This window comes from Pseudomonas orientalis (assembly GCF_022807995.1).
GTDB classification, from domain to species: domain Bacteria; phylum Pseudomonadota; class Gammaproteobacteria; order Pseudomonadales; family Pseudomonadaceae; genus Aquipseudomonas; species Aquipseudomonas orientalis_B.
Map to the genome: position 1 here is coordinate 3,736,894 of NZ_CP094351.1, position 18,096 is coordinate 3,754,989.

Consider the following 18,096-nt stretch of genomic DNA (forward strand, 5'->3'; position numbering starts at 1 on the left):
CTGCAATCCGAGGGTAAAACGTTGAAAGTCCATTTTGTGATGCACGAGTCCTTCGAAGCACCTGGTGCGTTTGAACACTGGGTAAATGCCCGGGGTTATCAAGCAACCTATTCACGCGTATACGAATACGCCGCCCTCCCGGAGGACGCCGCCTCATTCGACCTTTTGGTCGTACTAGGCGGCCCCCAGGACCCTGGCACATCGCTTGAGCAATGCCCCCATTTCAACGCATCGGCCGAGTGTGAGCTCATAAACAAAGCCATCACCAGCGGTCGCGCTGTCGTCGGTGTGTGCCTGGGTTCACAGCTGATCGGTGAAGCGCTGAATGCGACTTTCGCCCACAGCCCGGAGAAAGAAATCGGCAAGTTCCCCATTTACTTGACCGAGGAAGGTTTGGCGAATCCAAAGTTCTCCCATTTCGGCAAGACGCTCGATGTCGGACATTGGCACAACGACATGCCTGGCCTCTCTGAAAATGCCAGGATCATTGCGTACAGTGAAGGCTGTCCGCGTCAGATCGTCGAGTACAGCAACCTGGTGTATGGCTTTCAGTGCCATATGGAACTCACCAAAGACGTCGTGGAATTGTTGATCCAAGCTTCGGAAACGGAACTGGCGACATTGACTGACCGCAGGTTTGTTCAGCAGCCCGCCGCATTGCGGCAGAACAACTACGACGAGATGAACCAGACGCTATTCATATTTTTGGACAAGCTTGTTGCCGATTACCTGGCCAATTAGCGACAGCCTGCCTCAATACTACTCGTACCGCCGTGGCCCCCTTCAACGGCGACCTCATAGCCTCCAGGCAGCTCGCGAAAGGCGCTCCTGGGCTGTACGCAGTTCACTTTCCCGCTGAGGTGCCTGCCGCTTTGGGCACTTTGCCGAGCATAGACACCGGGATAGCCAGGATCAGCCCACCACTGACGAACAGACACAGGGCCAGCACATAGGTGCCGTTGTTGATGTTGCCGGTGAGGTTCTCAGCCACGGCAGTGATCATCGCCCCGGTGAATCCGGACAGGTTGCCGATGGCGTTGATCATGCCGATGCCGGCTGCGGCCGCTACGCCCGACAACAAGGTCCCCGGCAGGGTCCAGAAAATCGGCATCAGGCTGAGGATCCCGGAGGCGGCGACACTCAAGAAGAGTACGGACAACACCAGGTTGTCGGCGAAGAAGGCACTGAAGATCAAGCCGACCCCACCGATAAAGGCTGGGATGGCCGCGTGCAGGCGCCGCTCGCCGGTACGGTTGGAGTGTCGTGCGTTGAGCAACATCACCACTGTGGCGACTGCATAGGGTATGGCGGTCAGGAAGCCAATGTGCAAATTGTTGGTGATACCGCTGCTCTTGATAATCGAGGGCATCCAGAACGCCAGGCCGTAGAAGCCGGTGTTGAAGGTCAGCAAAATCAACACCAGTAACCACACCTTGGGGTTGAAGAACACCTCACTCAAGCGCGTTGCCTTGCCGTGATTATCGGTTTGCAGATTGGCCTTGAGCAGGCTCTTTTGCGCCGCTGAAAGCCACGTGGCCTTGTCGATGTTGTCGGCCAGACAAACGATCACGACAACGGCCATGATGATCGACGGGACACCCTCGATGATCAGCATCCACTGCCAGCCCGACAGGCCGTGCACGCCCTGCATGCTGTTCATCAGCCAACCGGACAACATGCCGCCCAGTGTCAGGCTGATCGGCATGGCCATCAGAAAGCCGGACATCACGCGGCTTTGCCGGTGCGTTGGAAACCAATAATTGAGATACAGAATCACGCCGGGGAAGAAGCCGGCTTCACACACCCCCAGGAGGAAGCGCAACACATAAAACATGCTGCTTGACTGGAGACCGAAGAACCCCGCCAGCGGCACGGTGTAGGCCACCGCCATGGAGATCACTGCCCAACTGAGCATGATCCGGGCGATCCAGAACCGCGCCCCGAAGCGATGCAGCAGCAGGTTGCTGGGGACTTCGAAAAGGAAATACCCCCAGAAAAACATACTGGCACCCAACGCATAGACCGTGTTGCTGAACTGCAGCTCATTGAGCATATCCAGCTTGGCAAAGCCGATGTTGACCCGGTCCAGGTAGGCCGCCATGTAACACAAGAGCAGGACCGGAAGGATGCGCCAGACGACTTTGCGGTAGGTCTGGTTTTCAAAGTCGAGTTCGCGAGATGGCGCCTGCGCGGGCAGAGGCTCGGAGATGGTTTGCATGAGGTAACCCCTGGGCATATGGATATGCCTGATTATTTTTATGGAATGGGTCAAGCCGAATGAGCCCTCATCCGGCAGTGCAGCCGTTATTACAGTGGCTGGGCCGTGTGTTCTCCGTTGACCAGGCGCATCAGCCCCAGGGGATTGCTGTTCTTCAAGGCATCGCGAAGCAAGCCATCGGGGATGTTCTGGTAGCACACCGGCCGCAGGAACTTGGCATGACGGTCTTCTGACCCAGATGGGAATCTGGTCGGTACTCTACTGTCGCCAATCGATTCTTTCCCAATGGCATTTATTGATCATCCGATAACGATCCGTTATCGCAGCAACCGTCAGTTTTCGCCCTTAATCCGGCTGATCCTTGGCCAGGCGCGCGTTTTCCTTGAGTATCTCGGCGAACTCCAGCGCCGCCCCTATCAATGGTTCGCCCTTGCGCGTGAGGATGCCGTAGTCCTGCGGCACCAAATGCAGCGGGGTATCGAGGGTCTTCAATTGGCCGCTTTCGAGCAGCGGGTTGACCATGGCGCTGGGCAGCATCCCGATCATCGGCCCGCGCTGCAGGACCTGAAGGAAGGTCTGCATGGAAATGGTGTCGACGGTGTTGCGCGGCATCCCGACCCCGGCTTCGGCAAAGGCCTGTTCCATGCGGCCACGAATCGGCGTGCCGACCGGATAGAGAATCCACGGCAAGTCCACCAATTGTTGCAACGAGAGGCGGCCCGCGTCCGCCAGCGGCTGACGACCGTTGACCACGATCGAGAACGGTTCAGGGGCCAAAGGCTCGAAGTCATAGCGTCGCTGCTGGCTTTGATCGGTAAACCGGGCCACCGCCAGATCCAGTTGCTTCTCTTCGAGCATCTCCATCAGGCGATTGCTGGTCTGCTCCACCACCTCAATCGAGAGCAACGGCCAGCGCTGCTTGATCTGCAGGACCGCGTCGGGCAAAGCCGCCGCCGTTGCGGCAAAAATTCCGCCGACCTTCAGTGAGCCATGGCCGCCCTCTCGCAGGCTGCTGATTTGTTCGACAAACGAACGCGCGTCGTTCAAGGCAATCTGCGCGTAACGCAGCACGTGCTCGCCCAAGGCGGTCGGCGGCATGCTGCGCGGCAATCGTTCGAACAGGGCGAAGCCGAGCAGGCTTTCGATTTCCTTGAGCATCTTGCTGATGGCCGGCTGACTGAGGTTCATCTGTTGCGCCGCCAAGTGCATGTTGCGCGTGCGTCCCAACGTATCGATCAACACCAGGTGACGGAATTTCAGCCAGCCGCAGAAGCTGGAGACGGACAGATCGGACATGGAGACTCCCTTGGCCATCAATAACCTGACGTTATCAAATACTGAATATATCTCATTGGAGTTTATCGACTCGCCGCCCTAGCGTGAAGGCTTTAAGAACCAGGAAAACTCGCCATGCCATTATTGCTGACTCCCGAAAACACCCTGCCGGTCGATGGTATGGCCGCCACCCTGATCGGCCGTGCCTGGGTGCCAGGCAAGATCGCGGGGCCCTCGCCGATCGTGCTGCGCAGCGACGGTGTGTTTGATCTGTCGGAGCGTTTTGCGACCCTGAGCGAGCTGCTGGAAACGCAATCTCCACTGGCGGCGGTAAGGCAGACGCCCGGCACCTTTATCGCCAGCGTCGAGGCGCTCCTGGCCAACACTGGCCCCGCTTGCGATCCGTCCAGACCCTATTTGCTGCCGCCCCTGGACTTGCAAGTGATCAAGGCCGCCGGGGTCACGTTCGCCGCCAGCATGATCGAGCGCGTGATCGAGGAGCAGGCCGGCGGTGATATGGCGAAAGCCGAGGCGGTGCGCGCCACCGTCCGCAGCGTAATTGGCGACAACCTGCGCTCCATCGTACCGGGCTCGGAGCAAGCCATGCGCCTCAAGGCCTTGCTGATCGAACGGGGGATGTGGTCGCAATACCTGGAAGTCGGCATTGGCCCGGATGCGGAGATCTTCACCAAGGCGCCTGTCCTCGCGGCGGTGGGAAGCGCCAGCTACATCGGCATTCATCCCGGCTCGCAATGGAACAACCCGGAGCCCGAAGTGGTGCTGGCGGTGAACAGCCATGGCCAGATCCACGGCGCCACCTTGGGCAACGACGTCAACCTGCGCGACTTCGAAGGCCGCAGCGCGCTGTTGCTGGGCAAGGCCAAGGACAACAATGCCTCCTGCGCCATTGGGCCGTTTATTCGACTGTTCGACGAACACTTCAGCCTGGATGATGTGCGGGCCTGCGTGGTCGATCTAGAGGTACAAGGCGAAGACGGTTATCGCCTGCAAGGCTCAAGCTCCATGAGTCAGATCAGCCGCGACCCACAGGATCTGGTGAGTCAGACGCTCAACGCCAATCACCAGTATCCCGATGGTTTCCTGCTGTTTCTCGGCACGCTGTTCGCCCCCACTGAAGACCGCGATCAGGCCGGCAGCGGTTTCACCCACAAGCTGGGTGACCACGTCCGTATCAGCAGCCCGTTGCTCGGTAGCCTGCATAACCTGGTGACCCACAGCTGCGCCGCCACCCCCTGGACGTTCGGGGTGGGCGCCTTATTGCGCAATCTGGCATCCCGTGGCCTGCTCGCCCGCTGAATCCCCCGCGATTTGTCGACTCATCCAATAACGACAAGAGAGAAAGCATCATGAGTGAAACGCCAAAACGTCGCCTGCGCAGCGAGCAATGGTTCAATGACCCTGCCCACGCGGACATGACCGCCCTGTATGTCGAACGCTACATGAACTACGGGATGACCCGCGAAGAACTGCAATCGGGCCGACCGATCATCGGCATCGCCCAGACCGGCAGCGACCTGACCCCCTGCAACCGTCATCACCTGGAGTTGGCGCAACGCGTCAAAGCCGGCATTCGGGATGCCGGTGGCATTCCCATGGAGTTCCCGGTGCATCCGATCGCCGAGCAATCGCGTCGGCCCACCGCGGCACTGGACCGTAACCTGGCGTATCTGGGGTTGGTGGAGATCCTCCACGGCTACCCGTTGGACGGCGTCGTCCTCACCACCGGTTGCGACAAAACCACCCCCGCCTGCCTGATGGCTGCCGCAACCACCGACTTGCCGGCCATCGTCCTGTCCGGCGGCCCGATGCTCGACGGTCACCACAAGGGGGAACTGATCGGCTCCGGCACCGTGCTCTGGCATGCACGCAACCTGATGGCCGCCGGCGAAATTGACTACGAAGGCTTCATGGAGATGACCACGGCGGCCTCGCCGTCCGTTGGGCACTGCAACACCATGGGCACCGCCCTGTCGATGAATGCGCTGGCCGAAGCCTTGGGAATGTCATTGCCTGGCTGTGCGAGCATACCGGCGCCCTACCGTGAGCGCGGGCAAATGGCCTATGCCACCGGCAAGCGCATTTGCGAGCTGGTCCTGCAGGATATACGCCCATCGCAGATCATGACGCGCGAAGCATTCGAGAACGCGATCGCCGTCGCCTCGGCACTCGGCGCATCGAGCAACTGTCCTCCGCACCTGATCGCAATTGCCCGGCACATGGGCGTCGAACTGAGCCTGGATGACTGGCAACGGATTGGCGAGGACGTGCCGCTGCTGGTCAATTGCATGCCGGCGGGCAAGTACCTCGGCGAAGGCTTCCACCGCGCCGGCGGCGTGCCGGCCGTGATGCACGAACTGCAAAAAGCCGGGCGCCTGCATCAAGACTGCGCAACGGTCGGCGGCAAGACCATCGGCGAAATTGTCAGCCGCGCCCTGACCAGCAACGTCGACGTGATCTACCCCTTTGAAACCCCGCTCAAGCACCGTGCCGGCTTTATCGTGCTCAGCGGCAACTTCTTCGACAGCGCCATCATGAAAATGTCGGTGGTGGGCGAAGCGTTTCGCAAAACCTACCTGTCCGAACCCGGCGCAGAAAACAGCTTCGAGGCCCGGGCGATCGTGTTCGAAGGGCCAGAGGACTATCACGCCCGCATCGACGACCCGGCGCTGGACATCGACGAGCGCTGCATCCTGGTCATCCGCGGTGTGGGTACCGTCGGCTACCCCGGCAGTGCAGAAGTAGTCAACATGGCGCCTCCGGCCGCGCTGATCAAACAAGGTATCGACTCCCTGCCCTGCCTGGGCGATGGGCGTCAAAGCGGCACGTCGGCAAGCCCGTCAATTCTCAACATGTCCCCCGAAGCAGCGGTAGGAGGCGGCTTGGCGTTGCTGAAAACCAACGACCGCCTGAAGGTCGACCTGAACACACGCACGGTCAACCTGCTGATAGACGAGGCCGAGATGAGCCGGCGTCGACGCGAGTGGACGCCGAACACCCCACCCTCCCAGACACCCTGGCAGGAACTCTACCGGCAACTGGTGGGACAGCTTTCTACAGGTGGATGCCTGGAGCCTGCGACTCTGCATCTGCGCGTGATCGCCCGCAGTGGTGAGCCGCGGCATTCGCATTGACAACGACCGACAATTTACGCCCTCCTGAAAAACAGATCAGAAGGTGTAAACCTTATTCAGGACGGGACAAAGGTAAAAAAAAGGACAGGCCTGGGGTGATTTTGGGGAGATATTTTTAGTGCAGCTCGAAAAGAATTCGAAGGCAGGAAGCGGATAGCGAGCTGGCTGGAATACCTGTCTTATAAGGATAAACCCACGGTTTTGCGCATCCCACAGCGAACAGCTTGACCCGTGCATCGGCAATCTGCCGATCACACATATCGATGACGGGACCTTGGGCCGAAAACGAAAAGCTTCTGCATGGGCAGAGGCTGAAAAAGGTGAAAATCCCTGGGTGCCCGTAGCAATAGATGGGTAGCAGCGATGAACGGGGTGCTGCTGCTCAGTTTGCTGCCGATAGAGTGGAATCATGAAGAGGTGTCAGTATGATTCTGCGCAAACTCAATATCGCCCCACGCTCCGCACTTAGCTTTGGTTTTTTTTGCTTGATGATCATTGGGTTGGGAGTGGTAGCTCTCATCCAGGCCTCAAGCTTGAACGACGCTGAAAAGTTTGTAGAAAACAACGTGGTGCCCAGCATTTCGATGCTCGCCAAGATGGATCGAGAGTTTTTAAGCATCCGAAATAATAATTCAAGATTGCGTAACCCCATTGAGCCTGCTGATCGCAGAGCTCAAGCGCTTGTAGAGGTCAAAAAATCGCGCGGAAATTTTGAGGACCTTATCCAGAAACTCCAGCCTCTCATCGTGACGACTAAGGGCAAACAGCTTATCGGGGAATTGGCGAAAGAATACAGCACCTATGAGGGCGCTCAGGACCAATACCTGGCCCTTACAGGCGCTGGAAAATTCGAGGATGCAGTCAAGCTGTCCACCGAGGTCATGAAATCCGGGGCGGATGGCGTAAACACGGTTCTCCAGAACCTGATAGAGCTCAATAACAATAAAGCAATTAATGCCGGCAAAGAGGCAACGCGTATTTACGAACAAAGCAAACTGATCGTCGGCGGTTTCATTTTCGTGAGTACGCTGGCTGCAATCATCCTGGCTTTCATGTACACCCGGAGCCTCACCACCCCGATGAATCGGTCGTTGGCCATTGCTGAGCGGATCGCGAAAAACGATCTTAGCGAAGTGTTAGATGTGCAGGGCACCGACGAAGTAGCGCGGCTGATGCATGCTTTGAAAGCGATGCAGGCCAACTTGCGAACCACGCTCCTGTCTATATCCGACTCATCCAACCAGTTGGCGTCCACCTCCGAGGAAATGCATGCCGTAACCGAAAATGCGAATGCCGGCATGCAACAGCAGAGCCACGAAGTGGAAATGGCCGCTACGGCCGTCAACGAGATGAGCGCTGCCGTTGACGAAGTCGCCCGCAATGCCTGCGCGGCATCCGAGGCCGCTACACGGTCCAATTCGGCGGCTATAGCCGGCCGCGCACGGGTGGACGAGACCGTCGAGGCAATTAGCCTGATGGTCTCAAGTGTGGGAGATGCGTCAAATGAGGTTCAAGGGCTCGCTGTGATGGCTACCGACATCAGCAAGGTGTTAGACGTCATCAGGGCTATCGCCGAACAGACTAATTTGCTTGCACTCAACGCTGCAATCGAAGCCGCACGGGCAGGAGAAGCAGGTCGCGGGTTCGCTGTGGTCGCCGATGAAGTCCGAGCGCTGGCGCATAGAACGCAAACTTCGACCAGCGAGATCGAACAAATGATCACGTCCATTCAAAAAGGTACTGGAGCCGCCGTTTCTGCAATGAGCAACACCAACACGCAAGCGCAAAAAACACTCGACACGGCGCGAGGTGCTGGGTCGGCGTTGGTGGAAATTACCCAAACCATTGACGACATCACCGAGCGCAACGTGCTGATTGCGACAGCGTCCGAGGAGCAAGCGCAGGTGGCCCGGGAAGTGGATCGGAGCCTGGTCAGTATCAGAGATTTGTCGAGTCAGGCGTCTGAAGGGTCAAACCAGACCGCGTTAGCCAGTTCGGAATTGTCGAAGCTGGCGGTTGAACTGAACCGGATGGTTAACCAATTTCGCCTATAGCTAATCGCTGCATAAAAAAGCCCTGCCTGACGCTCGCCGGCATCAGACACTTCCTTTTGCCGAGGGTATGGCGCTGCGGGTCCGTTATTGCTACATGGGCGAAAGACACGCAAAGCCTCTATGAAGTGCGGGCCCTGTCGCTACACGAACTCACCGGATAGTTTTGCGCAGGCACAAAAAAGCCGATCAGCTAGATCGGCTCAACTGTCTGATTTTACTCAGGAATAATGGTCGGGACGGAGTGATTCGAACACTCGACCCCTAGCACCCCATGCTAGTGCGCTACCGGACTGCGCTACGCCCCGACTAGGCGTGTTACTGGGTTCGCTTCTTAACGAAGCGAACCGGAATATACCGCAAGCTTTTGAAATGTGGAAGTATTTTTAAAGCTTGAATCATTTCTTCAACACCACCAGCACATCTTCGAGTTCGGAGATCATCTGGCGGATCAGTTGCTTGTATTGGGTAGTGTCGTCTTTGGCTTCATCACCGGACATGCGCTGGCGTGCGCCGCTGATGGTGAACCCCTGGTCATAAAGCAACGCGCGGATCTGTCGGATCATCAGCACATCCTGGCGCTGATAATACCGACGGTTCCCAGTGCGTTTGACGGGGTTGAGTTGAGGAAACTCCTGCTCCCAATAGCGCAGCACGTGCGGTTTTACCGCACACAGCTCACTCACTTCACCAATGGTGAAGTAGCGTTTGCCCGGGATGACGGGTAGTTCGTCGTTATGACTTGGTTCCAGCATAAGCCTCAACTCGGGCCTTCAACTTCTGCCCTGGACGAAAGGTGACCACACGGCGAGCCGTGATCGGGATTTCTTCTCCCGTTTTCGGATTGCGGCCAGGCCGCTGGCGTTTGTCCCGCAGGTCAAAATTGCCGAAACCAGACAATTTGACCTGTTCGTTGTCTTCCAGAGCGTGGCGGATCTCTTCAAAAAACAGCTCGACCAATTCCTTGGCCTCGCGCTTGTTCAGACCCAACTCTTCGTACAGACGTTCCGCCATCTCAGCTTTCGTCAAAGCCCCCATACGTCACTTCCTTAACGTGGCGTTCAACCTTTGTTCGAGCGAGGTGAGGATATTTTGTGTCGTGGTATTCACCTCATCATCATTAAGAGTGCGCGATGGATGCTGCCAGGTCAAGCCAACCGCAAGGCTTTTTCTATGCGGATCAATGCCTTTACCCTGATAGACGTCAAATAGCCTGAGGTCCGTCAGCCATTCCCCTGCATTTTCTCGGATTACCTCCAGAACGGCAGTAGCGGCGACTTCACGATCGGCGATCAGGGCCAGGTCACGACGCACTTCAGGAAAGCGCGACAACTCGCTGAATTTAGGCATTTTGCCCGACGCAACTTCAGCCAACACCAGCTCAAACACGAAGACTGGACGGTCCAGACCCAGGGTTTTCGACAGTTCCGGGTGAATCGCGCCGACGAAGCCGACCAAACGACCTTCGCGCTCGATGCGTGCGGTCTGGCCTGGGTGCAGCGCCGGGTGTTTGCCTGGCAGGAACGTAAAGGCGTCCAGCGCGCCGGCAAAGCCGAGCACCGCTTCCACGTCAGCCTTGACGTCGAAAAAGTCCACGGCATCGCGGCCCTGGGCCCAGCCTTCCGGCAGGCGGCTGCCGCACACCACACCGGCCAGCATTGGCTCTTGCTTCAAGCCATCGAGCTGACCGACGAAACGCAGGCCGCTTTCGAACATGCGTACGCGATCCTGCTGACGGTTCAGGTTGTGAGACAGCGCCTTGACCAAGCCTGGCCATAGCGACGAACGCATGGCCGCCATGTCATTGGAGATCGGATTGGCCAGCAACAGCGGCTCAACGCCTGGGTTGAACAGTTCGAATTGCTTGGGATCGATGAAGCTGTAGGTCACTGCTTCCTGATATCCACGGGCGACCAGCAGGCGACGCAATTCAGGCAGGTGCGCACGCGCTTCGGCCTTGGGTTGCGGCGCCAAACGCGCCTGCGGGTAGCGTACCGGCAGACGGTTGTAGCCGTACAAGCGAGCCAGTTCTTCGATCAGGTCGACTTCCAGACTGATATCGAAGCGATGGCTTGGCACTTCAACGTGCCACTGCCCTTCCCCGCCAGCAGAGATGGCAAGGCCGAGGGCCGACAGCAGTTGCTCGATCTCGGCAGGCTCGATCACCAGGCCGAGCATTTGCTCAACGCTCTTGGCACGCAGAGTGATGGGCGCAATGGACGGCAGGTACTGTTCGTTGACTGTCTCGGTGATCGGACCCGCTTCACCACCAGTGATTTCCAGCAGCAGGCCGGTGGCGCGCTCCATGGCTTCACGGGCCAGCTTCCAGTCCACGCCACGCTCATAGCGGTGCGACGCATCGGTGTGCAGGCCGTAGGAACGGGCCTTGCCGGCGATGGCGATCTGGTCGAAGAACGCGCTTTCAAGGAAGACGTCACGAGTGGTTGCAGATACGCCGCTGTGCTCCCCACCCATTACGCCAGCAATCGCCAAGGCGCGGGAATGGTCGGCAATGACCAGGGTGTCGGCGCGCAGGCTGACTTCCTGGCCGTCGAGCAATACCAGCTTCTCGCCTTCCTCGGCCATACGCACACGGATGCCGCCATTGATTTCGGCAAGGTCAAACGCGTGCAGCGGCTGGCCCAGCTCCAACATCACATAGTTGGTGATATCCACAGCAGCGTCGATGCTGCGCACGTCAGCGCGGCGCAGGCGTTCAACCATCCACAAAGGGGTTGGCCGGGACAGGTCGACGTTACGGATCACGCGCCCCAGGTAACGTGGGCAAGCGCTTGGCGCCAACACTTCAATCGAGCGCACTTCGTCGTGCACGGCAGGCACGCCGGCAACCACTGGGCGGGTGACGGGCACGTTGTACAGCGCCCCTACTTCACGGGCCAGACCGGCCAGGGACAGGCAGTCGCCACGGTTCGGGGTCAGGTCGACCTCGATGCTGGCGTCTTCCAGTTCCAAGTAAACGCGGATGTCCTGGCCCACCGGCGCATCGGCCGGCAGCTCCATCAAGCCGTCGTTGCCCTCGCCCACCTGCAGCTCGGCCTGGGAACACAGCATGCCGTTAGACTCGACGCCGCGCAGTTTGGCCTTCTTGATCTTGAAGTCGCCCGGCAGTTCGGCACCGATCATGGCGAACGGGATCTTCAGGCCCGGGCGCACGTTGGGCGCTCCGCACACGACCTGGAAGGTTTCTGCGCCGTTACTGACCTGGCACACACGCAATTTGTCGGCATCCGGGTGCTGCTCGGTGCTCAGCACCTCGCCCACCACCACGCCACTGAATACACCGGCGGCCGGGGTGACGCTATCGACCTCAAGACCGGCCATCGACAGACGCGCAACCAGCGCGTCGCGATCTACCTGCGGGCTTACCCAGCCACGCAGCCATTGTTCACTGAATTTCATCCTGCTCTCCTAAAGATTCGTTACGACTAGCGAAATTGCGCGAGGAACCGCAAGTCGTTGTCGAAGAACAGACGCAAGTCGTTCACGCCGTAACGCAGCATGGCCAGACGCTCAACGCCCATGCCGAAGGCAAAGCCCGAAAACTCTTCCGGGTCGATCCCGGACATGCGCAGCACGTTAGGGTGGACCATGCCGCAACCCATCACTTCCAGCCAGCCGGTCTGCTTGCAGACGCGGCAGCCTTTACCGCTGCACATCACGCATTCCATGTCGACTTCAGCGGATGGCTCGGTGAATGGGAAGAAGGATGGTCGGAAACGCACCGCCAGCTCTTTCTCGAAGAACACCCGCAGGAATTCTTCGATGGTGCCTTTGAGGTCGGCGAAATTGATATCGCGATCAACCAGCAGGCCTTCGACCTGGTGGAACATCGGCGAATGGGTGATATCGGAGTCGCTACGGTACACACGGCCCGGGCAGACGATGCGGATCGGCGGCTTGTTCGCTTCCATGGTGCGGACCTGTACCGGCGAGGTATGGGTGCGCAACAACATGTTCGCGTTGAAATAGAAGGTGTCGTGCATCGACCGGGCCGGGTGATGGCCTGGGATGTTGAGCGCCTCGAAGTTGTGATAGTCGTCTTCAACCTCTGGGCCTTCGGCAATGCCGTAGCCGATATGGGTGAAGAACTGCTCGATACGTTCCAGAGTCCGGGTGATCGGATGCAGACCGCCCGAGGCCTGGCCACGGCCAGGCAAGGTCACGTCAATGGACTCGGCGGCGAGCTTGGCCGCAAGATCGGCCTCCTCGAGCGACGCCTTGCGCGCATTGAGAACCTCGGTGACGCGCTCCTTGGCAACGTTGATCAGCGCACCGACTTGCGGACGTTCTTCAGCCGGTAAATTCCCCAGGGTCTTCATCACCTGAGTCAATTCACCTTTTTTGCCAAGGTAGTGAACCCGGATTTGCTCCAGGGCGTTTACATCTTCAGCGCTTTGCACAGCCTCGAGAGCTTGAGCGACGAGCGCGTCCAGGTTTTCCATGTACAGACTCCAGATACAAAATAGGGGAAGAGCTTGAAGGCTCTTCCCCTATTTATGACGTTTACCACCCTGGGCTACAGGAGTAACCCAGGGTGACTGTCGGGGGTACTTAAGCCAAGGAGGCTTTAGCTTTCTCGACAATCGCAGCAAACACCGCTTTTTCGTTCACGGCCAGTTCAGCCAGAACCTTACGGTCGATTTCGATGGACGCTTTCTTCAGGCCAGCGATGAAACGGCTGTAGGACAGACCGTTAACACGTGCACCAGCGTTGATACGAGCGATCCACAGAGCGCGGAACTGACGTTTTTTCTGACGACGGTCACGGTAGGCGTATTGGCCTGCCTTGATTACCGCTTGCTTGGCAACACGGAATACGCGTGAACGCGCGCCGTAGTAGCCTTTAGCAAGTTTCAGAATTTTTTTGTGACGCTTACGGGCCATGACGCCACGCTTAACACGAGCCATGAGTTACTTCCTCTATTCTTGAACCAAAATTAACGAAGGCGCAGCATGCGCTCGACTTTTGCCACGTCAGACGGATGCAGCAAGCTGCTACCGCGCAGTTGACGCTTACGCTTGGTCGACATTTTGGTCAGGATGTGGCTCTTGAAAGCGTGCTTGTGCTTGATGCCGTTAGCAGTTTTCAGAAACCGCTTAGCAGCACCACTTTTAGTTTTCATCTTTGGCATGTTCGGTACTCCGCATTCAGTTGATAAACATAATCAGAAGGCCTGCCGTGCCCTGTTGATTACTTCTTCTTTTTCGGGGCGATGACCATGATCAGCTGGCGTCCTTCCATCTTAGGATGCTGTTCGACCGAACCGTACTCGAGCAGGTCAGCTTCAACCCGCTTGAGGAGTTCCATCCCCAGCTCCTGGTGGGCCATCTCACGGCCGCGGAATCGCAAGGATACCTTGGCCCTGTCCCCATCACTCAGGAAACGTACCAGGTTGCGCAGTTTTACCTGGTAATCCCCTTCCTCCGTCCCTGGACGAAACTTGATTTCTTTAACCTGGATCTGCTTCTGGTTTTTCTTGGCTGCGGCAATCTGCTTCTTCTTCTCGAAGATCGATTTGCCGTAGTCCATCAGCTTGCAGACAGGTGGTACAGCATCGGCGGAAATTTCCACCAAATCGAGCTTGGCTTCTTCAGCCTTAAGAAGCGCGTCTTCAATTGACACAATCCCAAGCTGCTCACCCTCAGCCCCAATTAACCGAACCTCGCGTGCCGAGATATTCTCGTTGATCGGGGCTTTCGGTGCAGCTCGTTTATCTTGTCTCATTTCACGCTTAATAGTAATTACTCCGAATCTGGGCGACCACGCCGGGAAACCGCTTGCGCGAGGAACTCAGCGAACTGGGCGACGGGCATCGAGCCCAGGTCAGCACCTTCACGAGTACGCACAGCGACAGTCTGCATCTCGACTTCCCGATCTCCGATAACCAAAAGATAGGGAACCTTGAGCAAAGTATGCTCACGGATTTTAAAGCCGATCTTTTCATTTCTCAAGTCGGACTTGGCACGAAATCCGCTTTCGTTGAGGGTTTTTTCAACCTCAGCGGCAAAATCTGCCTGTTTATCAGTGATATTCATGATCACTGCCTGGGTCGGAGCCAGCCACGCAGGGAACGCGCCCTCGTAGTGCTCGATCAGGATGCCGACGAACCGCTCGAACGAGCCGAGGATCGCCCGGTGCAGCATAACCGGGTGTTTACGGCTGTTGTCTTCGGAGACGTATTCGGCTCCCAGACGGATCGGCAGGTTAAAATCGAGCTGCAGGGTACCACACTGCCAGACACGGCCAAGGCAATCTTTCAGCGAGAACTCGATCTTGGGACCGTAGAACGCGCCCTCCCCCGGCTGCAGATCGTACGCAAGGCCCGCGCTGTCGAGTGCTGCGGCCAGTGCAGCTTCGGCGCGATCCCAAAGTTCGTCGGAGCCAACGCGTTTTTCCGGACGAGTGGACAGCTTCATCTCGACTTCGGTGAAGCCGAAATCGCGGTACACGTCCATGGTCAGCTTGATGAACGCGGCGGATTCAGCCTGCATCTGCTCTTCGGTGCAGAAGATATGGGCGTCGTCCTGGGTAAAGCCACGCACACGCATGATGCCGTGCAGCGCCCCCGATGGCTCGTTACGGTGGCAGGCACCGAACTCGGCCAGGCGCATCGGCAACTCGCGGTAGCTCTTCAGGCCTTGATTGAATACCTGCACATGGCATGGGCAGTTCATCGGCTTGATGGCGTAGTCGCGGTTTTCCGACTGGGTGGTGAACATGTTGTCGGCGTAGTTGGCCCAGTGCCCGGATTTCTCCCACAGGCTGCGATCGACCACCTGTGGAGTCTTGATCTCGAGGTAACCGTTTTCACGCTGAACCTTGCGCATGTACTGCTCGAGCACCTGGTACAGGGTCCAGCCGTTCGGATGCCAGAACACCATGCCCGGCGCTTCTTCCTGGAGGTGGAACAGGTTCAGGCGCTTGCCGATCTTGCGATGGTCGCGCTTCTCGGCTTCTTCGATACGCTGGATATAGGCGGCCAGCTGCTTCTTGTCGGCCCAGGCGGTGCCGTAGATGCGTTGCAGTTGCTCATTCTTCGCGTCGCCGCGCCAGTAGGCGCCGGACAACTTGGTCAACTTGAAGGACTTGAGAAAGCGCGTGTTCGGCACGTGCGGGCCACGGCACATGTCCACGTATTCTTCGTGGTAGTACAGGCCCATGGCCTGCTCGTCCGGCATGTCTTCCACCAGGCGCAGCTTGTAGTCTTCGCCACGGGCGGTAAACACGTCGATCACTTCGGCGCGCGGGGTGACCTTCTTGATCACGTCGTAATCTTTTTCGATCAGCGCATGCATGCGCTGTTCAATGGCGGCGAGGTCGTCCGGAGTGAAAGGACGCTCGTAGGCGATGTCGTAATAGAAGCCTTCATCGATGACCGGCCCGATCACCATTTTCGCGGTGGGATACAGCTGCTTGACCGCGTGGCCGATCAGGTGCGCGCAAGAGTGGCGGATAATCTCCAGCCCCTCTTGATCCTTGGGCGTGATGATCTGCAGGCTGGCATCGGAGGTGATCAGGTCACTGGCATCAACCAGCTTGCCATCGACCTTGCCGGCCACGGTGGCCTTGGCCAGGCCGGCACCAATGGATGCGGCGACCTCGGCTACGGAAACCGGATGATCGAATGAACGTTGACTGCCGTCGGGTAGAGTAATAGTTGGCATGGCGCCTCCTCTCCTAGTGGTGACCCCTACCAAAGGTCACGTGGGTTGGGATGAGCCAGTACAAGATCCAACACCAGGCCGTTCAATGCTGAACGCCTGCCTTACAGCGGCAGGAGCCTTTCGGCCAACCGATAATCGAACCAGAGTGACTGGAGTGAACAAAAAAGAGCCCTGGCCAGGCGGAAAATGGCACACCTGGAAAAAGCCAAGCTCTGGATCCTAGCACAGATGAACGGTCATCGCCCCGACACCAACCGGGTAAAGGCAAATTCCATGCTTTATAGGCGCAAAAGTGAACTTGAGCTGTACGTCACGCCTCAAACACCCCGAGAATCGCCGTTCGTCCTCGACCCAAAGGAGCATCCCATGATGCGTTTTACCTCGACCCTCGCCCTCGCCGCTTCCCTGGCATTCCTTTCGCTCGGCGCACAAGCCGCGGCGCCATCGAACTGGCCGGCCGGCGCCCGCGACGCCTTCGTCAACGACTGCAGTACTGCGGCCAGCCAGAACGTGGACGTCAAAACTGCCAAAGCCCACTGTGAATGTGGCGCCGACAAGATCAACGCCGAATTGAGCACTGCGGAAATCAAGGAATTGATGACCAACCAGAACGCCAGCGCGGAGCTCAAGAACAAAGCAGTGGCGGCTATTTCGTCCTGCAAAGTCGTAAAGAAAAAGTAAGAAATTCCGCTGATCAGACGTCCGTTTAGCCAAAAAAACAGCCTTAAAACTGCTGATTCTCACAAATTACAGAGCTTTTACGGCTTTTTTTAACAGCTGATATTTCGCTCCAAAGCCCCGCAGGCCGGGGCTCTCAGCTAAAAAAAGCACTGAACGCAACGCGATTGATTAGCAAACAATGCCTTGGGGGGGCTCCCAAGCCGAACATTTCGACTATGATAGCCCTGTGTGCCCAGTTGGCCTGAGCAGCACAGCACTACTGAAAATATATGTTTCTTGGAGATACACCATGTCTAATCGCCAAACCGGCACCGTTAAATGGTTCAACGATGAAAAAGGCTTCGGCTTCATCACTCCTCAAGGTGGCGGTGACGACCTGTTCGTACACTTCAAAGCTATCGAAAGCGACGGTTTCAAAAGCCTGAAAGAAGGCCAAACCGTTTCCTTCGTGGCTGAGAAAGGCCAAAAGGGTATGCAAGCTGCACAGGTTCGCGGCGAGTAATTCTCCGCTGAGCTAAAAAAAACCCCGTCCATGTGACGGGGTTTTTTATGGGTGCTGCAAAAACCGCAGGCTATCAGCCGCAATTGACCCGCGTGATCACCAGGTTATCGTCGGTGTTCAGGTTCAAGCGGTCAGAGCGATACTCCAGCGTGATCATATCGTTGGGCTTGAGGATGCGTGCATTCTGCGCACCGGCACGGGTACGCGCCTGCTCCAGCAATTGAGGCGAGGCTTTCTGGCCGATGGTGTACTCGGCGGCCTTCGACTCACAGCGGCTATGACCGGCATCGGTCACGGTGGCATCTTTGCCTGGCTCAGAGGCACCCGGGGTGCTGCAACCCGCCAACGCGAGCGCCGCCAACAAAGTACCGAATGATGCGAGCTTCCAAGGCATGAAGCCTCCTATGATAAAAAAGTGAACGGAGATCGTGCGACAGCGATTGAACCGATTGGTTTCAAGACGTTAACGCCTCACAGGCAAGTCTGCCTGAGTCACACCTGGCAAGCGTCCGTTCAATCGTGACTAGATAT

General features: G+C 57.7%; 17 protein-coding genes, 1 tRNA gene and 2 pseudogenes. 7 read left to right on the forward strand and 13 right to left on the reverse strand.

Translation table 11 applies throughout. The features are described 5' to 3' along the window. Positions 1–21 precede the first annotated feature (21 nt). The gene (locus MRY17_RS16490) at positions 22–741 is read left to right on the forward strand and encodes a type 1 glutamine amidotransferase (RefSeq protein ID WP_279308349.1); all 720 of its coding nucleotides are present in this window, start codon (positions 22–24) and stop codon (positions 739–741) included. Positions 742–844: 103 nt separating this feature from the next. Here the strand turns inward: MRY17_RS16490 and MRY17_RS16495 are convergent, their stop codons facing one another. From MRY17_RS16495 to MRY17_RS16500, 3 genes and pseudogenes are all read right to left on the reverse strand, one after another. After that, positions 845–2,218, reverse strand: coding sequence for an MFS transporter (locus MRY17_RS16495; protein WP_191952007.1), 1,374 nt, complete (start codon positions 2,216–2,218; stop codon positions 845–847). An 89-nt stretch (positions 2,219–2,307) separates the two neighbouring features. Continuing rightward, positions 2,308–2,433, reverse strand: a pseudogene (locus tag MRY17_RS26675) (hypothetical protein); the annotation flags it as partial. 130 nt (positions 2,434–2,563) lie between these two features. Next, positions 2,564–3,514 carry a LysR family transcriptional regulator gene (locus MRY17_RS16500; protein WP_243352514.1) on the reverse strand — a complete coding sequence of 317 codons (951 nt, stop codon included), beginning with the start codon at positions 3,512–3,514 and terminating at the stop codon, positions 2,564–2,566. 114 nt (positions 3,515–3,628) lie between these two features. Here MRY17_RS16500 and MRY17_RS16505 point away from each other — a divergent pair, with 114 nt between their 5' ends. The 4 genes and pseudogenes from MRY17_RS16505 (at position 3,629) to MRY17_RS26685 (ending at position 8,699) form a co-directional block, all read left to right on the forward strand. Further along, a complete protein-coding gene (locus MRY17_RS16505; RefSeq protein WP_243352515.1) occupies positions 3,629–4,810 on the forward strand; it encodes a fumarylacetoacetate hydrolase family protein in 1,182 nt (393 codons plus the stop codon). 50 nt (positions 4,811–4,860) lie between these two features. Next, the gene (locus MRY17_RS16510) at positions 4,861–6,645 is read left to right on the forward strand and encodes an IlvD/Edd family dehydratase (protein WP_243352516.1); all 1,785 of its coding nucleotides are present in this window, start codon (positions 4,861–4,863) and stop codon (positions 6,643–6,645) included. A gap of 425 nt (positions 6,646–7,070) precedes the next feature. Further along, positions 7,071–7,844: pseudogene (locus tag MRY17_RS26680) on the forward strand (MCP four helix bundle domain-containing protein); the annotation flags it as partial. Positions 7,845–7,970: 126 nt separating this feature from the next. Further along, positions 7,971–8,699 (forward strand): methyl-accepting chemotaxis protein, encoded by a 729-nt coding sequence (locus tag MRY17_RS26685; protein WP_375154683.1) that lies wholly within the window; start codon positions 7,971–7,973, stop codon positions 8,697–8,699. A 228-nt stretch (positions 8,700–8,927) separates the two neighbouring features. On the opposite strand, the gene MRY17_RS16520 is transcribed toward MRY17_RS26685, so the two are convergent. From MRY17_RS16520 to thrS, 9 genes are all read right to left on the reverse strand, one after another. Then, positions 8,928–9,004: transfer RNA gene (locus MRY17_RS16520), tRNA-Pro, on the reverse strand. Between the two features lie 90 nt (positions 9,005–9,094). Next, entirely contained in the window at positions 9,095–9,451 is a 357-nt protein-coding gene (locus MRY17_RS16525) for a MerR family transcriptional regulator (protein ID WP_003174972.1), read from the reverse strand. Next, a complete protein-coding gene (gene ihfA / locus MRY17_RS16530; RefSeq protein WP_002553164.1) occupies positions 9,432–9,734 on the reverse strand; it encodes an integration host factor subunit alpha in 303 nt (100 codons plus the stop codon). Before ihfA ends, MRY17_RS16525 begins: the two co-directional genes overlap by 20 nt. 3 nt (positions 9,735–9,737) lie before the next feature. Next, positions 9,738–12,116, reverse strand: a complete 2,379-nt coding sequence (gene pheT, locus MRY17_RS16535) for a phenylalanine--tRNA ligase subunit beta (RefSeq protein WP_243352517.1) — start codon at positions 12,114–12,116, stop codon at positions 9,738–9,740. A 26-nt stretch (positions 12,117–12,142) separates the two neighbouring features. Then, the gene (gene pheS, locus MRY17_RS16540) at positions 12,143–13,159 is read right to left on the reverse strand and encodes a phenylalanine--tRNA ligase subunit alpha (protein WP_003192486.1); all 1,017 of its coding nucleotides are present in this window, start codon (positions 13,157–13,159) and stop codon (positions 12,143–12,145) included. Between the two features lie 109 nt (positions 13,160–13,268). Further along, positions 13,269–13,625 (reverse strand): 50S ribosomal protein L20, encoded by a 357-nt coding sequence (rplT, locus tag MRY17_RS16545; protein ID WP_003192488.1) that lies wholly within the window; start codon positions 13,623–13,625, stop codon positions 13,269–13,271. Positions 13,626–13,654: 29 nt separating this feature from the next. Continuing rightward, complete coding sequence (gene rpmI, locus MRY17_RS16550) at positions 13,655–13,849, reverse strand: 50S ribosomal protein L35 (RefSeq protein ID WP_002553160.1); 195 nt, start codon at positions 13,847–13,849, stop codon at positions 13,655–13,657. Positions 13,850–13,908: 59 nt separating this feature from the next. Continuing rightward, positions 13,909–14,460 (reverse strand): translation initiation factor IF-3, encoded by a 552-nt coding sequence (gene infC, locus MRY17_RS16555; RefSeq protein ID WP_169960276.1) that lies wholly within the window; start codon positions 14,458–14,460, stop codon positions 13,909–13,911. Beyond that, positions 14,460–16,382, reverse strand: a complete 1,923-nt coding sequence (gene thrS / locus MRY17_RS16560) for a threonine--tRNA ligase (RefSeq protein ID WP_181285445.1) — start codon at positions 16,380–16,382, stop codon at positions 14,460–14,462. The genes infC and thrS overlap by 1 nt, the downstream gene beginning before the upstream one ends. Before the next feature lie 366 nt (positions 16,383–16,748). Between thrS and MRY17_RS16565 the strand changes: the two genes are divergently transcribed. Beyond that, positions 16,749–17,063 carry a hypothetical protein gene (locus tag MRY17_RS16565; RefSeq protein ID WP_181285446.1) on the forward strand — a complete coding sequence of 105 codons (315 nt, stop codon included), beginning with the start codon at positions 16,749–16,751 and terminating at the stop codon, positions 17,061–17,063. A 289-nt stretch (positions 17,064–17,352) separates the two neighbouring features. After that, a complete protein-coding gene (locus MRY17_RS16570) occupies positions 17,353–17,565 on the forward strand; it encodes a cold-shock protein (RefSeq protein WP_003234260.1) in 213 nt (70 codons plus the stop codon). Between the two features lie 73 nt (positions 17,566–17,638). Here MRY17_RS16570 and MRY17_RS16575 read toward each other — a convergent pair whose 3' ends face one another. Continuing rightward, on the reverse strand, positions 17,639–17,959 hold the full coding sequence (locus MRY17_RS16575) for an I78 family peptidase inhibitor (protein ID WP_124424236.1): 321 nt from the start codon (positions 17,957–17,959) through the stop codon (positions 17,639–17,641). Positions 17,960–18,096 lie beyond the last annotated feature (137 nt).

What these genes read in the sequence shown, in the direction of transcription:
- MRY17_RS16495 (WP_191952007.1), bottom strand. Translation starts at nt 2,218, where the DNA reads ATGCAAACCATCTCCGAGCCTCTGCCCGCGCAGGCGCCATCTCGCGAA.
- MRY17_RS16500 (WP_243352514.1), bottom strand. Translation starts at nt 3,514, where the DNA reads ATGTCCGATCTGTCCGTCTCCAGCTTCTGCGGCTGGCTGAAATTCCGT.
- MRY17_RS16505 (WP_243352515.1), top strand. Translation starts at nt 3,629, where the DNA reads ATGCCATTATTGCTGACTCCCGAAAACACCCTGCCGGTCGATGGTATG.
- MRY17_RS16510 (WP_243352516.1), top strand. Translation starts at nt 4,861, where the DNA reads ATGAGTGAAACGCCAAAACGTCGCCTGCGCAGCGAGCAATGGTTCAAT.
- MRY17_RS26685 (WP_375154683.1), top strand. Translation starts at nt 7,971, where the DNA reads ATGGCCGCTACGGCCGTCAACGAGATGAGCGCTGCCGTTGACGAAGTC.
- MRY17_RS16525 (WP_003174972.1), bottom strand. Translation starts at nt 9,451, where the DNA reads ATGCTGGAACCAAGTCATAACGACGAACTACCCGTCATCCCGGGCAAA.
- ihfA (WP_002553164.1), bottom strand. Translation starts at nt 9,734, where the DNA reads ATGGGGGCTTTGACGAAAGCTGAGATGGCGGAACGTCTGTACGAAGAG.
- pheT (WP_243352517.1), bottom strand. Translation starts at nt 12,116, where the DNA reads ATGAAATTCAGTGAACAATGGCTGCGTGGCTGGGTAAGCCCGCAGGTA.
- pheS (WP_003192486.1), bottom strand. Translation starts at nt 13,159, where the DNA reads ATGGAAAACCTGGACGCGCTCGTCGCTCAAGCTCTCGAGGCTGTGCAA.
- rplT (WP_003192488.1), bottom strand. Translation starts at nt 13,625, where the DNA reads ATGGCTCGTGTTAAGCGTGGCGTCATGGCCCGTAAGCGTCACAAAAAA.
- rpmI (WP_002553160.1), bottom strand. Translation starts at nt 13,849, where the DNA reads ATGCCAAAGATGAAAACTAAAAGTGGTGCTGCTAAGCGGTTTCTGAAA.
- thrS (WP_181285445.1), bottom strand. Translation starts at nt 16,382, where the DNA reads ATGCCAACTATTACTCTACCCGACGGCAGTCAACGTTCATTCGATCAT.
- MRY17_RS16565 (WP_181285446.1), top strand. Translation starts at nt 16,749, where the DNA reads ATGATGCGTTTTACCTCGACCCTCGCCCTCGCCGCTTCCCTGGCATTC.
- MRY17_RS16570 (WP_003234260.1), top strand. Translation starts at nt 17,353, where the DNA reads ATGTCTAATCGCCAAACCGGCACCGTTAAATGGTTCAACGATGAAAAA.
- MRY17_RS16575 (WP_124424236.1), bottom strand. Translation starts at nt 17,959, where the DNA reads ATGCCTTGGAAGCTCGCATCATTCGGTACTTTGTTGGCGGCGCTCGCG.